Origin of the sequence: Rufibacter radiotolerans, assembly GCF_001078055.1 — a bacterium.
Classification (GTDB): domain Bacteria; phylum Bacteroidota; class Bacteroidia; order Cytophagales; family Hymenobacteraceae; genus Nibribacter; species Nibribacter radiotolerans.
Genome location: NZ_CP010777.1, coordinates 4240091 through 4261101 on the forward strand (window position 1 = coordinate 4240091; position 21011 = coordinate 4261101).

At 49.7% G+C, this 21011-nt stretch carries 10 protein-coding genes and 1 tRNA gene; 5 read left to right on the forward strand and 6 right to left on the reverse strand.

What is annotated here, in order from left to right; translation table 11 throughout:
- Positions 1–48: 48 nt before the first annotated feature.
- From TH63_RS17260 to TH63_RS17290, 6 genes are all read right to left on the reverse strand, one after another.
- Positions 49–729, reverse strand: a complete 681-nt coding sequence (locus TH63_RS17260) for a DUF4476 domain-containing protein (protein ID WP_082161774.1) — start codon at positions 727–729, stop codon at positions 49–51.
- Positions 730–1620: 891 nt separating this feature from the next.
- Positions 1621–2790 (reverse strand): AIR synthase related protein, encoded by a 1170-nt coding sequence (locus tag TH63_RS17270; protein WP_048922935.1) that lies wholly within the window; start codon positions 2788–2790, stop codon positions 1621–1623.
- 154 nt (positions 2791–2944) lie between these two features.
- Positions 2945–4876: an OmpA family protein gene (locus TH63_RS17275; protein ID WP_076606681.1), complete on the reverse strand. Its 1932-nt coding sequence runs from the start codon at positions 4874–4876 to the stop codon at positions 2945–2947.
- Between the two features lie 40 nt (positions 4877–4916).
- Positions 4917–5399, reverse strand: coding sequence for a hypothetical protein (locus TH63_RS17280; RefSeq protein ID WP_048922051.1), 483 nt, complete (start codon positions 5397–5399; stop codon positions 4917–4919).
- Positions 5400–5825: 426 nt separating this feature from the next.
- The gene (locus TH63_RS17285; protein ID WP_082161835.1) at positions 5826–6599 is read right to left on the reverse strand and encodes a (Fe-S)-binding protein; all 774 of its coding nucleotides are present in this window, start codon (positions 6597–6599) and stop codon (positions 5826–5828) included.
- Positions 6600–6728: 129 nt separating this feature from the next.
- The gene (locus tag TH63_RS17290) at positions 6729–8081 is read right to left on the reverse strand and encodes a (Fe-S)-binding protein (RefSeq protein WP_048922053.1); all 1353 of its coding nucleotides are present in this window, start codon (positions 8079–8081) and stop codon (positions 6729–6731) included.
- Between the two features lie 158 nt (positions 8082–8239).
- On the opposite strand from TH63_RS17290, the gene TH63_RS17295 reads away from it, so the two are divergent.
- The 5 genes from TH63_RS17295 to TH63_RS17315 all read left to right on the forward strand — a co-directional run bounded on the left by TH63_RS17295 (position 8240) and on the right by TH63_RS17315 (position 20833).
- Positions 8240–8315: transfer RNA gene (locus TH63_RS17295), tRNA-Phe, on the forward strand.
- A gap of 1258 nt (positions 8316–9573) precedes the next feature.
- Positions 9574–12528 (forward strand): SusC/RagA family TonB-linked outer membrane protein, encoded by a 2955-nt coding sequence (locus TH63_RS17300; RefSeq protein ID WP_048922054.1) that lies wholly within the window; start codon positions 9574–9576, stop codon positions 12526–12528.
- Between the two features lie 92 nt (positions 12529–12620).
- Complete coding sequence (locus TH63_RS17305) at positions 12621–14024, forward strand: RagB/SusD family nutrient uptake outer membrane protein (RefSeq protein WP_048922936.1); 1404 nt, start codon at positions 12621–12623, stop codon at positions 14022–14024.
- A 222-nt stretch (positions 14025–14246) separates the two neighbouring features.
- Complete coding sequence (locus TH63_RS17310) at positions 14247–17438, forward strand: VPS10 domain-containing protein (protein WP_048922055.1); 3192 nt, start codon at positions 14247–14249, stop codon at positions 17436–17438.
- Positions 17439–17599: 161 nt separating this feature from the next.
- The gene (locus TH63_RS17315; RefSeq protein WP_048922056.1) at positions 17600–20833 is read left to right on the forward strand and encodes a WD40/YVTN/BNR-like repeat-containing protein; all 3234 of its coding nucleotides are present in this window, start codon (positions 17600–17602) and stop codon (positions 20831–20833) included.
- Positions 20834–21011 lie beyond the last annotated feature (178 nt).

A 21011-nucleotide genomic window follows, 5' to 3' on the forward strand; every position in this document is an offset into this window, starting at 1 on the left:
CCAGAAAAGTCCCGTGTCTTGTGTCCAACATCCTGCGTCTGAAAATGCCTACTGCTTGTACAGGAAATCCTGGAGTTCCCGCTTGCTGCTGGAAAATTCAAAGGCGTCGAATACCCGGCTGAAGCGGTGGCGGTCGCACACATAGTCATAGGCGAACTTGGCCAGGGCGATCCGGCGGTCTTCAAACGAAAGCGCTTTCATAAGCAGGAAAAGGTCATCGGTCATGATGCCGCCGGCCAGCTTTATTTCGCCTTTGGCTATTTCCAGACGGCGGTCATCAAAGCCTTCGTCTTTCATAAACCTGAGCACCCGGTCCACGTCTTCCTGCTCCATAGCGTAGCGGCAACTGGTCGGCGCATCGGCGGGCGGCAACGGACGGGCTAACGGTACTTCGTCTACTTTGCGCAAGATCAAAGAACGGCCCCTACGAGTAGGTTCCAGCACATAGGCGCTTTCATACCCGGCGGCCAGATCTACCCTGGCATTAAGAACCTGGGCCCTTCTTCCCCGGCCAAGAATCCTAATATTCAAGGCATGCCGCCCAGGCGGAAGATCCCCTACGGCTACCCTGCTGGATGGCACCGGATTGATGATACGCCCCCCAATGGCCAGCAGGAAATGCTCCCCCCGCTCGGTCTCTATCAGAATGGCCGCTTCGCGGCGGCTTTGTGCCTGCAACCCATGCGCCGCCAGCAAAAACAATATCCCCAAAAAGTATAGACGTTTCATCTTGCTAAGATTTAATAAGACATAACAGCCTTCACCCAAGTATTATGCCAATTCTATATTTAGAAAGGAGCTATTCCTGATTTTAACATATTTTACGAAAAACGGGCTGGAAACGTAGGGTCACGAAAGAAGAAGGGAATAAAGTAATCCTATGAGAGACAAGCTGTTGCCCGGTAGTAATAGCAGATGGATCTTCAGTAGACCTTGCCATTCCCCTACCCCCTTCAAAGGGGGACGAAGAAGTGAAGGCACAGACACTCGCAGGAGCTGCGCACGCTACGAGGTCAGCGTCTGGTAAAGTCATTACAAGGAACGGGCCTATTACATCTGGAACCGCAGCGGACAGGTCAAGCCCTGTCCCTACTTCATCTAATAATGCCCGCCGGGCGATGAAGGCATGGCAACGGAACCACCGGCAACCCGCATCTTGCCCATAACCTTGCGGAGGGCCGCTGCCGCGTAGCCCGAAGCATGGGCAGGGGCAAGTAGCGGCTATCCAAGCGGCAGAGGCGTAAGCTCCCTATGAAACAAAAGGCTTTTGCCCGGTGGTACCGCGGTGAAGCCCCGCCTGTCTGAGCGGCAGCGAGTTCGGGGGTTCTTGATTCTTTTGGTTACTTTTCTCATCAAGGAGAAAAGTAACAAACGCCAGCCGGGCAAAGGGAAGGATATAGTTGAAGGAAGAGGTAGGAAGCAAGGCTTTATAGCAGATAGCGAGGCAGTCTAAGGTCATTGGTGAGAACACCAACAACGGCGAATGGAGGCTCTCCTGTGTAAACACTCCCCTATAGAGGTTCGCTCGCTACCTCAAACTCGCGTTTGGGCAATCCATAAGGGGAGAGTCTGCGTTGAATAAGAGGTAATGGTTTAAATGCAGACTTCCTCCTTTAATATCTATCCTTCATAATAAAACTCCCCATACCCATTCCTAATAGTAAGCTCATTCTTACTACTAGCCTCTACCCTACCAATCACTTGCGCGTCAATGTTGAAAGAGTTACTAATACGCACCAAATCTGCGGCGATGGCTTCCGGTACGTAAAGTTCCAGGCGGTGGCCCATATTGAAGACCTTATACATTTCCTGCCAGCTGGTGTTGCTTTGCTCCTGAATTAACCTGAACAGCGGAGGAACCGGCAGCAGATTGTCTTTGATGATGTGCACGTTTTTGGTGAAGTGCAGCACTTTGGTCTGGGCGCCGCCGCTGCAATGCACCATGCCGTGCAGTTGGGTGCGGTAATCTTTTAAGATGGCCTGCACCAAAGGGGCGTAAGTTCTTGTAGGCGATAGCACCAGTTTCCCCACGGTTAAACCGGTTTCCGGCTCAATATCAGTCAGGCGCTTGGTGCCGGAGTAGACCAGATCTGCCGGCACGGCGGGGTCAAAGCTTTCGGGGTAGGCCTGGGCCAGGTAATTGGCGAAGACGTCATGGCGGGCGCTGGTGAGGCCGTTGCTGCCCATGCCGCCGTTATATTCGCTTTCATAGGTGGCCTGCCCATAAGACGCGAAGCCTACAATCACATCGCCGGGCTGAATGGTGTGGTTGGAGATAACGTCAGAGCGTTTCATGCGGGCCGTTACGGTACTGTCCACAATGATGGTGCGTACCAGGTCACCCACGTCGGCGGTCTCGCCACCGGTGCTGTAGATACCAATACCGTTGTCTCTCAGCATCTGCAAAACTTCCTCGGTGCCGTTAATGATGGCGGCAATCACTTCGCCGGGCACCAGGTTCTTGTTGCGGCCAATGGTAGAGGAAAGCAGAATGTTATCGGTGGCGCCTACGCAGAGCAGGTCATCAGTGTTCATGATGATGGCGTCCTGGGCAATGCCTTTCCAGACCGAGATGTCCCCGGTTTCGCGCCAGTAAAGGTAGGCCAGCGCCGATTTGGTACCGGCCCCGTCGGCGTGCATGATGTTGCAGTACTCGGGGTCGCCCACCAACAGGTCTGGGATAATCTTGCAGAACGCCTGCGGATAGAGGCCTTTGTCTATGTTCTGAATGGCGTTGTGCACATCTTCTTTAGAGGCGGAGACGCCGCGCTGCAGATACCGGTTTTCCATGGTGGGCATTGGTTGGGTAAAAAGCCGTTTTGGGCCTGTTTTGACAAAAACGGCCTCTAAACGCAGAAACTGTTGATACCGTGGCAAAAATAAGAAAGCCTCCCGGTTATGAGAGGCTTTTCTTGTGGTATTTCAAAAATGAGGGGCAGGCGCCTTACTCGGCAATGCGGGTCACCTTGAATTCAGTACGGCGGTTGCGCTGGTGTTCGGCCTCGGTTTTAGCATTACGTACCACCGGACGGCTCTCGCCGTAACCCTTGGCGGTGATACGGGTTGCATCAATGCCTTTGGAGATAATGTAGTCTACCGCAGACTGGGCCCGACGCTGCGACAGATCCTGGTTGTAGATGTCTACCCCGCGGCTATCGGTGTGCGAACTCAGCTCAATGGTGATTTTAGGGTTATCTACCAGTGTCTGTACCAGTTTGTCCAGCTCAATGGCGGCGTCTGGCCTGATATCGGCTTTGTCAAAGTCATAGAAGATATTCTCCACCACAATGGCCTTGTCCTTCACTATTTTGCTGAGCGTAAGCGTGGTGGATAACCTGATTTCCGTCAAGGGCTTGTTAAGCTGCTCTTGCGGCGGGGTTTTGCCTTGGGTAATCACTGACTGCCGCGAAGCAAAGTAACCCTGCTTTTCAGCAATGACAGAGTACACACTGGCGGTATCTAACCGGAAGGTGAAGGCGCCTTTAGCATCTGAGGTAGCCTCGTTTACTTTCTGGCCCTGCGCGTTCTGCAGCGTTACCCTAATGCCCAGCATAGGCGAAGTAGCGTTGGTTTTGTCATTGCGTTCCAGCACTTTGCCGTCAAGCACAAAAGTCACCAGCTTCGGCTGATATTTCCGGAACGAGTACAGGTCATCGCCGCCTTGGCCGCCTTCGCGGTTAGAGGCAAAGAAGCCTTGCTCTGGGCCAGTCATCAGCAAAGAGAAATCATCGCCTACAGAATTGATAGGTGTACCCATATTGATGACAGAGTCACCGCTTACCCGGAACAGGTCCAAGCCGCCCAGGCCGGGGTGCCCATCTGAGGCAAAGTACAGGGTGCTGTCCGGACCGATGTAGGGGAAGGCCTCGTTGCCTGGGGTGTTGATGCTGGGACCCAGGTTTTCGGGGCGCGAGAAACGGCCGCCGGCATCTAAGGTGGTTTTCCAGATATCATTGCCTCCTTGCCCGCCGCGGCGGTCAGAGGAGAAATAGAGGGTGCGACCGTCTAAGGAGAAAGCGGGCGTGGCATCCCAGGCGGCATCATCGTTGATGCTGGTGGGCATGGTAGGCTCAGACCATTGGTTGGTCTTGAACTGCGAGACAAACAGATCTACGTCCTGTCTGCCGGTTTTCTTGCCGCTGTTGCTGCGCGCGAACACCATGGTGCGGCCCTCATTGGTAAACGCCGGCGAGGCATCATGCATGCCCTGCGCATTTACCGGGCCTTCCAGCAACCTTGCCGGGGAGGTGGCTCCAACCGCGCCGGTATCTGCCAGCATTAAGTAGTATAGGTTCTGGAACCCTTCGCCGTTGCCCAGGTAGCGGGTTTCCTCACGAGTAGACGTGAACAGAAGTTCATTTCCGTTCCGGAGTACCGGCGAAAACTCAGAGGTGGCCGTATTGGTGGCCGGCACGGGCTTTACAATCTGGTACGTGGGGGTATTGATGATAGAAGGCAGCACTTTGAGGTTCTCCACCTCGCGCTGCGCCTGCGCGATAAAGGTTTTGTTGGACGCCACGGCCAGGTAACGCTGCAGCTGCTCGGCGGCCTCATTATATTTGCCGGCGGCTTTGAGGGCCATGCCGTAGCGGAACATGGTCTGCTCGTTTCTCTGCCCTCCGTCAATAGCAGCCTTGTAGTACTGGTCAGTTTGGTTGAGGCGGTTAGACATGCGGTACGCCTCGGCTAGCTTAAAGTTCACGGCCGGGCCGCTTCGTCCTTTTTTGAGGGCGGCCTGGTAGTGCTCAATGGCCAGCTGGTACTCGCCCTGCGCGAAATCCTTGTCGCCTTTTTGCACAGAGCTCCTGAAAGGCCCGCACGCGGCCATGGCCAAAGACAAAGCCAATCCTAGTACCAGTGTTTTGTTCTGTCGCATGATATGCATTCCTATGCCGTTAGGGCGGTTGAACGATGTTCTAAAAATACCGGGCCAGCCAGGTATCTTTTGCGGGCTTCGGCCACTGGTCTCGCAGCGCACCCACGGTTTGTACTAAGGTATCAAAGTAAAGCGTGTCACCAGAGACAGCTCCGGCGGCCACTTCATTTTTCATTTGGGGCATGGGCACGGTCAGCACCTCACCGTTTTTCTGGAACGCCAGGGTGGTACGGTCAAAGAACCCCAGGTTCAACTCCTGCTCCAGCTGGCGTAAAAAGCCCACTGAGGCATCAATGGAACACCCAGACGCCGAGGCCACTTCTTCATTAGTCGCCAAAAACAGGAACCGGCTTTCCCGGAGGTCATAAGAGGCCTGTAAGCCAGCACCATGGCTGCTCCACTCCGTTACGAAAGCCAGGAGCCGCTGGTTCAGCTGCTCTTCTTCTTCCTGGGTAAGTGGTCTACTAAGCTGGTATACCCACATGCGGCTATGCGGCGGCAATTGATGAAAAGGAACGTACATGGTACTAATGTGCTAATTATTTAATGTGCTGATGTGCTACGTCTTCAAAGGGACAAGTATCCACACTATTAATCTATCCTGGTAAACGAAGTTGCCTTTTGGGCCTGTTTTCTGTAAAACGTGCTCAAAAGGCAATTTAGTTTTTTTGCTGATTTAATTGCAGCTTATTGATGAGAACCTTTGCCAGGTATGTATCAAGTAGCGCGTAGTATGTAGTATGTAGCGCGACTTAGTTGGCAAAAGCCCCCTTCCTTCCCGCAAGTTTTCAACTTGTGGGTAGCATTGGTGGAAGTTTTCAATTTCCTTATACCTTAATCTCAAAGCAAGTTGAAAACTTGCGCCATACAAAGCTCCAAGTTAAAAACTTGAAGCAGGGTTTATCACATGGGATAATTGTGCTACGTGACACGAAATACGTGCTACCAACTACCCGTTCAACCCTTCGGCCTGGGCAATCAATTCAGCAATGTCAAATACCTGCACGGAGTCTTCTTTGTTCTGGCTTTTTACGCCGTCAGACATCATGGTCATGCAGAACGGACAAGCAGAGGCAATGATGGTGGCGCCGGTGCCAATGGCTTCCTCGGCGCGCTCTACGTTAATGTCTTTGCTGCCGGGCTCGGGTTCTTTCCACATCTGGGCACCACCGGCACCGCAGCAAAGGCCATTGGCGCGGCTGCGTTTCATCTCCACTAAGTCAGCGTCCAGGGCGGCTAATACCTCTCTGGGGGCTTCATAGATGTTGTTGGCGCGGCCCAGGTAGCAACTGTCATGGAACGTGATGCGCTTGCCTTTGAAGGCTCCGCCGCCTTGCACTTTCACCTTGCCCTCATTGATGAGGTTCTGCAAAAACGTGGAGTGGTGGATCACTTCATAGTTTCCGCCCAGGGCCGGGTACTCGTTCTTAATGGTATTGAAGCAGTGCGGACAGGCCGTCACAATGGTTTTAATGCCATAGCCGTCTAATGTAGCGATATTGGTCATGGCCTGCATCTGGAACAGGAACTCATTGCCGGCGCGTTTGGCGGGGTCTCCGGTGCAGGTTTCTTCCATGCCCAGCACGGCGTAGCTGATGCCCACGTGGTCCAGAATACGAACGAAGTCGCGGGTCACTCTTTTATAGCGGTCGTCAAAGGAGCCGGCGCAGCCTACCCAGAATAACACCTCAGGGGTTTCTCCTCGGGCGGCCAGATCAGCCATGACGGGTACTTGTATCTGTTTTTTCTCTGACATAGAGGTAATGTGCTAATTAGATGATGTGCTTGTGTGCTAATTTATTCGGCATGCCGCACAAAAGCTAATGCGCGTTAGGGTATTTCTGTTTTAGGCCTAGTTTTTAGAAACCGTGTACAAATCATTGGCCCAGTTAAAGCGGTCACTAGGCGAGAAGGCCCAGGGAGCCCCGTTGTTCTCAATATTGTTGAACATGGTATTGAGGGCTGCCGGTGCCGCCGATTCTTCCAGCACCAGGTAACGGCGCATGTCCATGATGGTAGACAGCTGGTCTATGTTGACCGGGCAGGACTCCACGCAGGCATTGCAGGTAGTACAAGCCCAAAGCTCCTCGGGGGTCACATAGCCGCGCAGCAGGGTGCGTTCCTCGGTGGCCTTTACGCGCTCAGACTCCTCTTTGTAATGGGCCGGCGAGAAAATGAGCGGCGACTCGCCTTTCTCCTCCATCCGGTCACGGGTATCCATCACAATCTTACGCGGCGATAACAGTTTGCCGGTGAGGTTGGCTGGGCACACGCTCGTACAACGGCCGCACTCGGTGCAGGTATAGGAGTCCATGAGCTGTTTCCAGGAGAGGTCCTCCACGTCCTGGGCCCCGAACTTCTGCGGCTGGGCTCCCTCGGGGGCCGGCGGCACCACGTAGCTGGGGTCCAGCATGGCTTTTATTTCATGGGTAATGCTTTCCACGTTGCTGAACTGGCCCTTCGGCTCCAGCTTGGTGTAGTACACATTGGGGAACGCCATGATAATATGGAAGTGCTTGGAACTGGGCAGGTAGTTCATGAACGCCAGAATGCCAATGATGTGCACCCACCAGCCAATGCCGGCAATAAGGGCCAGGGAAGACAAATCACTGCCAAACAGGTTGACCATGCTGGCCGTGACCGGGAAGGTGCCGGGCAATTCAGTACTGTTGAGTTGGGCTATTTTCTGGTCAGCTATGTTAAACGCGAAGAGAGCGAACATAAGCACTATCTCAGTGACCAGAATCACGTTGGCGTCCATCTTGGGCCAGGCGCGCATCTCTGGGCCACGGGTGAGGCGGGGCACCTTGGTCACGTTGCGGCGCACCAAAAAGATAATACAGGCTACTACCACCAAGGCACCCAGCACTTCGTTCACGGCCATGAGCACGTCATAGGCCGGGCCCAGCACCCCAAAGGCGCGGTGTGTGCCGAAGATGCCGTCAATGAAGATTTCCAGCACTTCAATGTTAATAACCAGGAAGCCCACGTACACAAAGAGGTGTAAAAAGGCGGGCCATGGGCGCTTGAACATTTTTTGCTGGCCAAAAGCCACCAATAAAACGGCGTTGATACGCTCAGACACGTTGCCGGAGATGTCTTTGTCGCGGCCCAGGTTAATGTTGCGGGTGATCTTGCGTATCTGCCACACAAACAGACCGATACCCAGAATAGCTACTAAAAGAAAGGCGATGGTATGAATCACGGGAGGGGTGGTTAGCGTTAGAATCTGCTTCTACTACGAACGAATTTAGTAAAGTATTCTGAAATGGGTATAAAAGATTTTTTGCCGGAAGTTTTGCAAATGTGGTCTGGCTGCTTACCTTTGCATACTTTTTAACCACAACGGTAACAAAAGGTGCTGGTGATGTAGCTCAGTCGGTAGAGCAAAGGACTGAAAATCCTTGTGTCGTTGGTTCGATTCCAATCATCACCACCAGCATAAACCTCCTTAGGAAACTAGGGAGGTTTTTTTATGCCTTATTATCAGTACCCATACCTAGTGAGGCAAGATGAGGCTGGGACAATATATTTAAAAGGCTAATCTACCAGAATTCTAAAACATAGGCTCCGCCGTTCTTTTTTTAGGGCACTGCTGCTTTGTAATATAGAAAAGCAGCACGGCCCTGCTTCCATTATCTGTTTTATTACCATTAGCGCTAGCCAGAGAAGAAACGTGTATGTTGCAGGGGGCCGCCACTAAAGAAAAGTCCGGACCCGTAGCCTAATCACAAGGCAACAAGAAATTCTGCGGGAATAAGAGATACTGAATCTGGTTCACTTGACGGCTATACCAACATTACTCCCAAATTAAGTCGTCCTGCTTGCTGGTTAGAATATCCATAGCAAGAGTCCTCTGCCACTCCTTTACTAAAAGGGTCTATAAATTCCTCACTCTGCAACTTGATGGTCATACCGTTGGGCCAGCTTCCACTAAGTAGTATAGGGTGTATTTACTTTCTCTATTCAAGAAGACTGATCCTTTATCCCAAAAACTGAAAGCACCGTAGAATCCAGGCGTTATTGAAACGCCATTAGATTAAAAGTAAAAGACGCTTGCTAGGCAGACTTAGCAATAAAGCATAGAAGTAGTACCTCACAACCAATCTTTAGAATGAAGCAAACCCAAAGAAGGGAATCAAGTCTTTTGAGGCCAAAAAACTTCGCTAATGAAAAAGACTAAGCAGTTAGCCCCTTCTCATCTCTATATACCTTCCTATAATTAATAGTCGCCTTACCTTCAACCACTCTTACTACAGGATAACCGCTCTTTTCAAAGATGACAAAGCCCTGCGGCTTTAAGGAGGTGTATGACAAAAAGTTACCAGTTCTGTAGCTTTTTTATTTTTTTACTGAATATTTATTGCTTGCATGGTATTTTGTTATAATATTAGCACAGGTAAGCAGTGTTAATATTACACCACTTACAAACACATAAGCAACCACTCACTTAACCTAGCCCGTGACGTAAGTTTTAAGCTTTGTGTTAGATCAATGAGTACCTTTTCTGTTGTGCCAATAAACAGGGTATCCAACTAAATTAAAGCGCTGCAAAGCCTTTTTTTAATTCTATAAAAAATAATTAATTCTAACGTTTATTGCACTTTCCCAAGTGCAGCTAGAATTTCTATTCCCTTTAGTTTAGCATTTTACATTAAGCAGGTTAAGCATTCAGTTTTTAACTCACCTTCTAGATTATGAAAAAGATTTTACTGGCTTTAATTCTATTCCTTCCTCTATCAATTGAAGCAATAGCACAGGGACGAACCATCTCTGGTAAAGTGACTTCAAAAGATGATGGTTCTGATTTGATAGGGGTAAGTGTTATTGTAAAGGGCACTACCATAGGATCAAACACAGGGGTAGATGGCAGCTTTACTGTTAATCTACCAGATGGGAGCAATACCCTTGTGTTCTCCTATGTTGGCTTTGTAAAGAAGGAAGTGGTGGTTGGCAGCGGGACCTCCATTAATGTGCAAATGGAATCTGATGCGAAACTGCTAAAGGAAATCGTGATCACCGGATATGGAGAACAAGACCGGAAAACCTTAACTAGTGCAATTTCATCCGTTAGTGCTAAAGAAATTGAGAATATACCGGTGGCAAGCAGTGATCAACTCCTACAGGGTCGTGCTGCAGGCGTACAGGTAAACTCTAATTCAGGCACTCCCGGGGGCGGTATTACCGTTCGGGTAAGAGGTACCTCCTCTATCAATGCTTCAAGCGATCCTCTCTACGTAGTAGATGGCATTCCTATTCAGTCTAATAACTTATCTAACCTGGCAATAGGCGGCGGAACAACTAGCCCCATAGCAGATATCAACCCCGCCGACATAGAATCTATGGAGATTCTGAAAGACGCTTCTGCAACCGCAATTTATGGTGCAAGGGCAGCAAACGGCGTAGTGCTTATTACAACAAAAAGAGGAAAAGAAGGAAAAACCAAAGTGAGCTTGGGGGCTTACTACGGTGGCCAAAAGTCCCCAAACCTGCCAGGGGTAGTAGATGGGCCTACTTTTGAAAAGCTAATGAATGAGGCTGCCGTCAATAGCGGAAAACCACCAATATATAGCAACCCAGACAATACCACAAATACCAATTGGGGGGAGTCTATTTTTCAGACTGGCGCCTTGCGTAATATAGACTTAGGCGTGAGCGGGGGCAATGAAAAGATCCAATACCTGGTATCTGGCAATAACTTCCTGCAAGAGGGGATCATAAAGAATACAGATTTCAAAAGGAACAGTGCCCGTATTAACCTTGATTTTTACCCTGCTGATAAATTTAAGATTGGTACTAGTGTTTTGTATTCCAATACCAGCAGAGCCCGCCAAAGAAACGATGACAATATCTCTGGTAGCTTAGGGGGCGCCTTTTTTTACCCTTCTAACCTGCCAATGTTCCAACCCAATGGGGCCTACACCAAATTCAGCATCTTTGAAAACCCTATCGCCGCTATTAAGGAATCTGAAATCTCAATGATTACCAATAGGCTTCTAGGGGCTTTCTATGGGGAGTATGAGTTTATAACTGGCCTGCGCTTACGCTCTAGCTTCAGTATTGACTACAGCAACCTGGAAGAAAACGTATATGATAATACGTTCACTAATTCTGGTTCCGGCACCAACGGTAGTGCGCAGTCTGTTATGACTAACGACTATAACTGGATACAGGAAAACGTGTTAAGCTATCAGTTTGCGTTTAATGACCATTCTTTTAACACCTTGTTTGGCACCACCTTGCAGGAATCTGAGATTTCCCGCACTATAGCCTGGGGTACCCAGTTCCCAAGCAATGACTTCAAAAAAATTGCTTCCGCTGCCGTGCAAAGGGCAAGCTCTACAGGCACTAGCTGGGGCATTGGCTCCTTGTTTACGCGTATCGGCTATGATTATAAGAGCAAATACTTAGCTACCATCAATGTCCGCCGAGATGCTTCTTCCAGATTTGGTAAAGACAACAGATGGGGTACCTTCCCTTCCCTGGCTTTAGGATGGGTCATTTCAGAAGAGCCTTTCTTTAAGGATAAAACTTTTGTAAGCACTTTAAAGATCAGAGGCAGCTATGGAATAACTGGTAACCAGAGCGGCATCAATGACTTTCAGGCACAGGGCTTATGGACGGGAGCAGCTTATGCAGATATACCCGGGGTGGGCCCAGAGCAATTGGCTAACCCAGAGCTGAAGTGGGAAACTACCAAACAAACGGATATAGGAGTGGATATCGGGCTCTTCAATAACCGGATCAATATAACCGCAGACTATTATTACAAGAAAACAGAAGACCTGTTACTGGCCGTGCCAGTGCCTCGTACTTCTGGCTTTAACAGCCTGGTGCAAAACTTTGGCGAGTTGGAGAACAAAGGTTTTGAGTTAAATATCAATGCTAATATCCTGGAGTTAGGTGCTCTCAAATGGAATACAAATTTCAATATTGCCAGGAACAAGAATAAAATTCTAAAGCTAGCGGCTCCCTTTAATGTTTACAACCGCGATATTTTCAGATATGAAGAGGGGGGAGAGCTGTTCTCGTTTTATCTGCATGAGCAAACTGGAGTAAATCCAGAAACTGGGGCCCCCACCTGGACAGATGTAAATGGAGATGGTCAATTCAAGTCAAACATTGATCGTAAGATAGTAGGCAGTGCCAACCCAGATTTCTTTGGCGGCATCACCAACACCTTAAACTACAAAGCAATTGACCTAAGCTTTTTCTTTCAGTACTCATATGGCAATGAGCAGCTAAACTGGAACCGCTTCTTTTTAGAACATGGCGGAACAAGAACTTCCCAGTTTTCTACCAGTCAGTTAGACAGATGGCAGAAGCCAGGTGACCAGACCATGGTCCCAAAAATGACATCTGCCAATTATGCCAGTGACCTTAGACCCTCCCGGTTTCTGGAAGATGGATCTTATCTACGCCTTAAGAACATTACCCTGGGCTATACTTTGCCTAACGGGCTCACCAGCAGGGTTGGAATCTCATCAGCCAGAGTGTATCTGTCTGGGCAGAACGTATTCACCGTCACCAACTACACCGGCCTAGACCCTGAGATTACGGCCACCGCATCTAATACCCTAACGCAGGGCATTGAATTCTTCAGCATGCCTCAGCCCAGAGTATTTATGGGTGGTTTTAACATCAACTTCTAAAACTCCTGATGGCTGTAATCATGCAAAAGAATTCAACCCTCAGAACAGCTGATAAAGGCGATATCAAAACTTCTACTTCTAACGCATTTCATATGAGATATCATAATTACTTATTAGCCTTCTGCTTTCTTATAGCACTGGGCGCCTGCGATGACATCTTGGAGCAGGAACCTCAGACACAGATAGCGCAGGAAAGGGCTATCACCAACAAAAAAGGTGCTGAAGCTGCCGTGGCAGGGATGTACAATGAGCTCCAGGATGCAGATTACTACGGCAGAAACTTCCAGATCATGAGCGACATTTCTTCTGATGTGGCCCAAAGTATTGGCACTTGGGATTTCTACCGTGAGATGGACACCTATTTAACCTCCATAGGGAATACTGAGAACGGGAATTTCTGGACCAGGGCGTACCGGGCGGTTAACGTGGCCAACAATATCATAGATAAGGTTCCCCAGTTAACAGATGCCCAGGATCTGGAAAAAAACAGCTACTTAGGCCAAGCCTACTTTGTGAGGGCCCTTGCTTTTTTTGACCTTACAAAAACGTACGGCGGGGTACCCGGTGTCATAGGTACTTTAGGAGTGCCTCTTGTTACCAAACCTTCTGCAAGGGTAGATGAGTCTTTCTTTCCTTCCAGACCCACGCTGGCAGAATCTTACAAACAGGTAGAAAAAGACCTTCTAATGGCCATTGAGTTGTTGCCAGAGCAACACGCTTCTGATGTTGCAACCAGGTCACAGGCTGTAAAAGGAACAGCTAGAGCCCTTTTAAGCAGACTTTACCTATACACGAACCAGCCTGAAAATGTGATTAAGTACGCAGATCTGGTAATTGCGGACCCAAAGTACAGGTTTGTCGCCAACTACCTGGATATCTTCCAGAGCAAATTTACCACTGAAGCTATTTTTGAGTTAAACTTTAACTCTACAGATCAAAACGGACTGAGAAACTGGTATGTACCGTCAACCATAGGTGGCAGAGGTGATGTAGCAGCACACACAAGCTTTTACCAGGAAGTAACAGCCAACCCGAATGATATTAGAGGGAAATTGTTCGCCTATAATTCAGGGGCAAAGGTGTATTACCCCACCAAATACATCAAATCAGGCAACATTGACAATTCCCATATCATCAGGCTCTCTGAGGTTTACCTTAACCGGGCCGAGGCAAGAGCAAAAACCGGGAATATTGCCGGCGCGTTATCTGACCTTAATGCCATCCGGAGAAATGCTGGCTTAGGAAATATAACCACCACCGGTACAGAAGAAACGCTAAAGGCAATATGGCAGGAGCGAAAAGTGGAGCTTGCTTTTGAAGGCCACAGCTTTTTTGACATAGTACGCACTGGCCAGACATCAACAGAACTAAGGGGGGTAGAGCGCACAAACGGGCCGGCGGTTTCTTTGCTAGACCTTAACCGCCAGGTCTTCCCTATCCCAAGCTTTGATATAGACTCAAATAAAAACCTGGTACAAAACGAAGCCTATAAATAAGGCCCGTCTGGTACCAATGGTCAGGTCTACCGCATAAGCTGTTCCGGTGTTATTCCCTTCCTGGCGCCAGCAGACGCTTGCCGAGGAACCCTGTTTCCGGGCCGTTTTCAGGAAAACGGCCCGGAAACGCGGCGCCTGCGGATGCTCGCGCCAGACCACTCACGTGCATATAGGTGAAAACGGAAAACTCTAAACAGGTTCTACTATCTAAAACCCCCTTTCATGGTAACAAGACTACAAAACACTTTAAAATCAGGTTTTTTGTTAGCCGCCGCAACAGCCTTCCTTATCGCACCGCTGCCGGCAGATGCACAGAAGCAGAAAACCAGTAAAAAAACAGTTACTTCCCCTTATGCTCCTTCGCTATACAATGGCCTGACCTGGCGCTCTATTGGCCCTTACCGGGGCGGGCGCTCTGGCTCAGTGACAGGAGTGCCTGGCAAACCCAACCTGTATTATTTTGGCGCAACCGGTGGTGGTGTGTGGCGGACAGTTGACGCAGGGTCTACCTGGGAGAATATCTCAGATGGTTTCTTTGGAGGGTCTATAGGAGCCGTTGCCGTGAGCGAGGCTGATCCAAACGTGATCTATGCCGGAGAAGGGGAGCAAACGGTGAGAGGCAACGTATCCTCTGGCTTTGGGGTCTGGAAGTCTTTAGACGCAGGAAAGACCTGGCAGCATATTGGGCTAAAGAACACCAAGCATATTGGCCGCATCCGTATTCATCCTACAAACCCCAATATAGTGTATGTAGCCGCTATGGGTGATTTGTATAAGGCGAATGAGGAGCGTGGAGTCTATAAGAGCACAGATGGGGGTAAAACCTGGAAGCGCACCTTGTTTGCCAACCAGGATGCCGGTGCTGTAGACCTTATCATGGACCCTTCCAATGAACGGGTTCTGTATGCCAGCACCTGGAATGTACGGCGTACCCCTTACAGTTTCTCTTCCGGTGGCCCTGGTTCAGGTTTATGGAAAAGCACAGATGCCGGTGAAACCTGGAAGGAAATCTCCAGAAACGCTGGCTTGCCCAAAGGCACCCTTGGGATTATTGGCGTAGCCGTGTCGCCGGCCAACACAGAACGTGTTTACGCAATGGTGGAGGCGGAGGACGGCGGCCTGTTCCGGTCTGAAAACGGAGGCCTTACCTGGCAGAAAGTGAACGATGACCGAAACCTGCGGCAGCGTGCCTGGTATTATACCCGCCTGACGGCCGATCCTAAGGACCAGGACGTGGTGTATGTGATGAACGTATCTTACCATAGAAGCAAAGACGGCGGCCGTACCTTTGAGAGTGCCAATGCCCCGCATGGCGACCACCATGATCTGTGGATAGCACCGGAAGACCCCTCGCGCATGATCATAGCCGATGACGGCGGAGCACAAATAAGCAAAGACACAGGCAAGAACTGGAGCACCATGATGAACCAGCCTACGGCACAGTTCTATCGGGTGGTGACAGATAACCATTTCCCTTATCGTATTTATGGCGCGCAACAGGATAACTCCACCGTAAGGATTGCTCACCGTACTGAGGGGAATGAGATAACAGAAGCCGATTGGGAAGAGTCAGCGGGTGCTGAGAGCGCTCATTTGGCGGCTGATCCGCAAAATCCAGATGTTGTCTATGGGGGCAATTATGGGGGCTTCCTATCCCGTGTAGACCACAGCAACAAACAGGAACGTGTCATTAACGTGTGGCCAGACAACCCAATGGGTGCTGGCGCAGAGTCTATGAAATACAGGTTCCAATGGAACTTCCCTATCCTGTTCTCCCCTAATGACCCTAAGAAGCTATACACGGCTTCTAACCATGTTCACGTCACCACAAACGAAGGCCACTCCTGGCAAACCATCAGCCCGGACTTGACGCGCAATGACACCAGCAAGCTAGGTTCTTCAGGAGGGCCCATCACGCAGGACAATACCAGCGTGGAGTATTATGGGACTATCTTTGCTATCAATGAGTCTGCCATTGAGCCTGGGGTAATCTGGACAGGGTCTGATGACGGTTTGCTTCACATAACCCGTGACGGGGGTAAGAGCTGGAAAAACATCACGCCAAAGAACATGCCTGAGTGGATCATGATCAATAGCATAGACCCGCACCCTACCCTTAAAGGGGGAGCCTATGTAGCGGCCACCATGTATAAATCCGGTGATTTCCAGCCCTACCTATACAAGACAACGGACTATGGCAAAACATGGACCAAGATTACTGACGGCATTCCAGACACGCACTTCACCCGCGTAGTACGCGCCGATCAAAAGCGGCCCGGCTTGTTATATGCGGGCACAGAATATGGCATGTATATCTCCTTTAATGATGGGCAAAGCTGGCAATCCTTTCAATCTAACTTGCCTCTTGTTCCCATCACAGACCTTACCATAAAAGACAATAACCTGATAGCAGCCACCCAGGGCCGTAGCTTCTGGCTGATTGATGACATCACGCCTCTGCATCAGTTAACCGCTGGTATGGCAGACAAACAGTTTCACCTTTTCAAACCTCTGGACAGCTATAAGATGGCGGGAGCCAGAAAAGAACCTTCTAAAACAGCCGGGGAAAACCACCCCGGGGGTGTTATCATCAACTATTTCATGCAACAGAAGCCTGATACCACCACCGCAGTGAAACTTGATATCCTGGACCAGAATGGCAAGCTCATCCGCAGTTTTACTAGCAACGCAAAAGACAAGAAAGACAAAATAGAGGTTAAGCAAGGAATGAACCGCTTTGTCTGGGACATGTATTATCCTGATGCCAGCCGCTTTGAAGGCTTAATTTTATGGTCTGGCCGAGGTGTTTTAGCCCCCAAGGCTCTTCCGGGCACTTACAAGGCAAAACTAACGGTGAACAAGAGTAGCCAGGAGACTGACTTTGTTATCTTAAAAGATCCGCGCATCAAATCCTCGCAGGAAGATCTGCAGGCACAGTTTACGTTCCTGTCTGAAGTTCGGAATAAACTGACGGAGACGCATGATGCCATCAAAGAGATCAGGACTATGCGCACTCAGCTTAACACCCTGAAAAGCAACTTAAAGGGAGATGATAAAAACAAGGAGATTATAGACGCGGCCAACTCATTAGACAAGAAGATTACGGCCATTGAGGAAACCCTGTATCAGACCAAGAACCGCAGTAACCAGGATCCTCTTAACTTCCCTATCCGGCTGAATAATAAGTTAGCAAATTTGGTGCAGCAGGTGGGAACCGGAGATTTCCGCCCTACCGAACAGGCGTATGAGTTCAAGAAAGAGATAACTGCTAAAATTGACGACCAACTAAGCCTCTTCAAGCAAGTACAGCAACAGGACATTCCTGCCCTCAACAAATTAGTAAAGGACAAGGGTGTAAATTACATAAGCGAAAAAGAGAAGGCAGCCCCTATGCCAACTTCCTCCATACAGTAACCTTAAATCTGCCAAATGCCTGTCATACCTGACAGGCATTTGGCATTACAGGCTAAACGTAGTGGATGCTATAGAGCAATTGCTTTAGTAAGTGTCGGCTTCTTCATTACCAAATTAGCTTAGCAACGTGTCTTAAACACCATAAATATCATTATCCCTCTATGAAGAAACTGTTATACCCTCTGCTTTTCCTGGCAGCTACCCAGTTTGCTGTTTCGCCAGCGGCGGCTCAGAAAAAAAGCAAAGAAAAAGCAAAAGCAGAACATCAGACAGACCAGCTCAACCCCTATTTCAAAGCTGTGAAATGGCGCAACGTTGGTCCCTCACGGGGTGGCCGGTCTGTAACGGCAAGTGGCGTGGTCAATAATCCGCTAACCTATTATATGGGTACCACTGGCGGCGGCCTTTGGAAAACCGAGGACGCCGGACAGAGTTGGTTCAATATCTCTGACGGCTTTTTTAAAACAAGCTCGGTTGGCGCGGTCACAGTCTCTGAATCTGACCCCAACATTGTGTATGCCGGCATGGGCGAACATGCTGTAAGAGGCGTTATGACCTCACACGGCGACGGGGTTTACAAATCAACAGATGCAGGCAAGACCTGGACTAAATTAGGCTTGGACCTGACCCGGCACATAGCCGGGATAAGTGTCCATCCGCAGAACCCCGACGTTCTGTATGTGGCAGCCCAGGGCGCCCTGCACGGCCCCGGCCAAGAAAGAGGTGTCTACAAATCTGTGGATGGTGGCAAAACATGGAAAAAGACACTCTATGTAGATGAGAACACCGGCTGTGCTGACATAAGCATGGATATGAATAATCCTCGCATTCTTTACGCTTCCATGTGGGATCATCGCCGCTTGCCTTGGCAGGTGATTAGCGGGGGCAAGGGAAGCGGTCTATACAAATCTACTGATGCCGGCGAAACCTGGAAAAAGCTGGAGAACGGCTTACCTAAGGAACTTGGCAAAATTGGGGTCTCTGTTTCAAGAGCCAATTCCAATAAAGTGTACGCCGTTATTGAAAGCGACACCCAGAAAGAATTAGGCGGCCTGTTTGTAAGTGAAGACGGCGGCGGCAAATGGAATAGGGTGAGCAAAGATCACCGCCTTACACAGCGTGCCTGGTACTACATAGAGGTTTTTGCAGACCCTCAACAGGAGAACACGGTTTATGTGCTTAACGCCCCGGGGTTAAAATCTACTGACGGTGGCAAGACCTGGACACAGATCACAGGCACGCATGGAGATTACCACCAACTGTGGATGAATCCGAAGGATAGCAGGAACATGGTGGTGGCAAATGACGGCGGGGCAGCGGTAAGTTTCAACGGGGGCAAGACATGGTCTACGCAGGATAACCAGCCCACCGCTCAGTTCTACCGGGTAAACGCTGACAATCTATTCCCCTATAATCTATACGGCGGGCAGCAGGACAATACCTCTGTTAAGATAGCCAGCAGAAATACCGCAGGCGGCAGCATTGGGGAAAGAGACTGGTCTTTTAGCGCCGGCGGCGAAAGTGCTTTCCTGGCGTTTAACCCAGACAACCCGCGCTATGTGGTAGGAGGCAGTTACCAGGGCAACATAGAGGTGCATGATGTAGTGACTAACCTAAAGACGTCTATCATGGTGTCCCCTATCCTATACTTAGGCATGGAGCCCAAAGACATGAAGTATCGTTTTAACTGGAATGCCCCTATCATCTATTCCGCGCATGCGCCCAACACGTTCTACAACGCAGGCAACATTCTTTTCAAGACGGCAGACATGGGGAAAACCTGGCAGGCCGTTTCCCCAGACTTGACCAGGCATGACTCCACTAAAATGGTCATAAGTGGTGCCCCCTTCACCAATGAAGGAGCCGGCGGCGAAAACTATGGCACCATTGCCTATGTCATTGAGTCACCCCATGAAAAGGACGTGCTATGGACGGGCAGTGATGACGGCCTGGTACACCTCACCCGAGACGGAGGCAAAACATGGAGCAATGTCACGCCCAAGGGGCTAGGAGAAACCCTGGTGAATAGCATTGAGGTATCACCACATGACAAGGCCACAGCGTACATAGCCACCACCCGCTACAAATTCAATGATTTCTCCCCTTCGCTCTACAAGACCACAGATTATGGCAAGACTTGGGCTAAAATCACAAACGGCATACCCAGTGAGGCCTTTACCCGGGTGGTGCGGGAAGACAGTCAACGAAAAGACCTTTTGTTTGCCGGGACTGAACTTGGCCTGTACGTTTCTTATGACGGCGGTAAACAATGGAATAGCTTTCAGCTCAACCTACCCCTCACCCCTATTTCAGATTTGAAAATCCATCAAGGAGATTTAATAGCCGCCACCCAAGGAAGGTCATTCTGGATTCTGGATGACTTAAGCACTATCAGGCAGTACAATAAAAACCTGTCTGCCACCACCTTACACCTCTACCAACCTGAAGACAGCTACCGGGTAGCGGGAGGGAGTGCCCTGGATAAAGTAGAGAATGAGGAAAGCGGGTCTGGTATAGGGGGCCCGGCGGGCACTAACCCTGCATCTGGCGTCACGCTTTACTACCAGTTACCCGCCAACTTTGAGAAAGACAGCCTGGTTACCTTAGAGATAATGGATGACCAGGGCAAGATTGTCCGGAAATACTCCAGCAAGACAGACAAAAAGTTTGTGGCGTATCCGGGTGGCCCTACCCCAGACCCCACACTTTCTACCAAGCCGGGCCTTAACCGCTTTGTGTGGGATATGCGGTATGCTACCCTTCCGGGCGTACCCACCGCGTTTATGCCCTCCAGCTTAACGGGCCATAAATCGGCGCCAGGATCTTACCAGGCCAGGTTAAAAATTAACGGCCAGGAAAAGACCGTAGCCTTTAAAGTACTGGCAGATCCCCGGATTGACATCGCCCCTGGGGCCTTTAAAGAGCAACAGGTAGTTTTGACGGCGTTAGAGGACGGCGTTAGGGACATTCATACCTCAGTCTTAAGAATGCGGAAAGCCAAAGAACAGGTAAACGCCTTAGTTGAACTCCTGGAGGAAACGCCTGACATGAAACAGGTAATTGACCAGGGCAAAGCACTCACCAAAAAGATCACGGCCTGGGAAGATGAATTGATCCAAAATAAGTCACTGTCTAACAATGATTTCCTTAACTATGAAAGTAAGTTAAGCGCCCATTTGTTATATCTGAAAGATGACTTAGACACTGATATACCTTTTGTGACAAAGGCCCAGCAGGAAAGGCTAACCGAGCTTAACGCCTCCTGGCAAAAATCAAAAACGGACATGAATGAGTTGATACAAAAGGATATTGCCAACTTCAACCAGCTTACAAAACAAGCCAACTTGCAAAAGATCACCCTGCCGGGCCCTGTCACGGAGAAGGTCGTTTTCTAATGCTCCTTTTCCATTTTAATCTAAAGAGCTATTTTGCTACCTGATCTGACGCAACGGCTGCCTTAGGTTCTAGCCAGCCTAAGGCCTCCCACTTATGAGGGCCCTGAAGAGAAATACTGAAGGAGGTGCCCTTAGAAATTTGACCGGCCGCAAACAACTAAAAGGGTAGGTGAAGGAA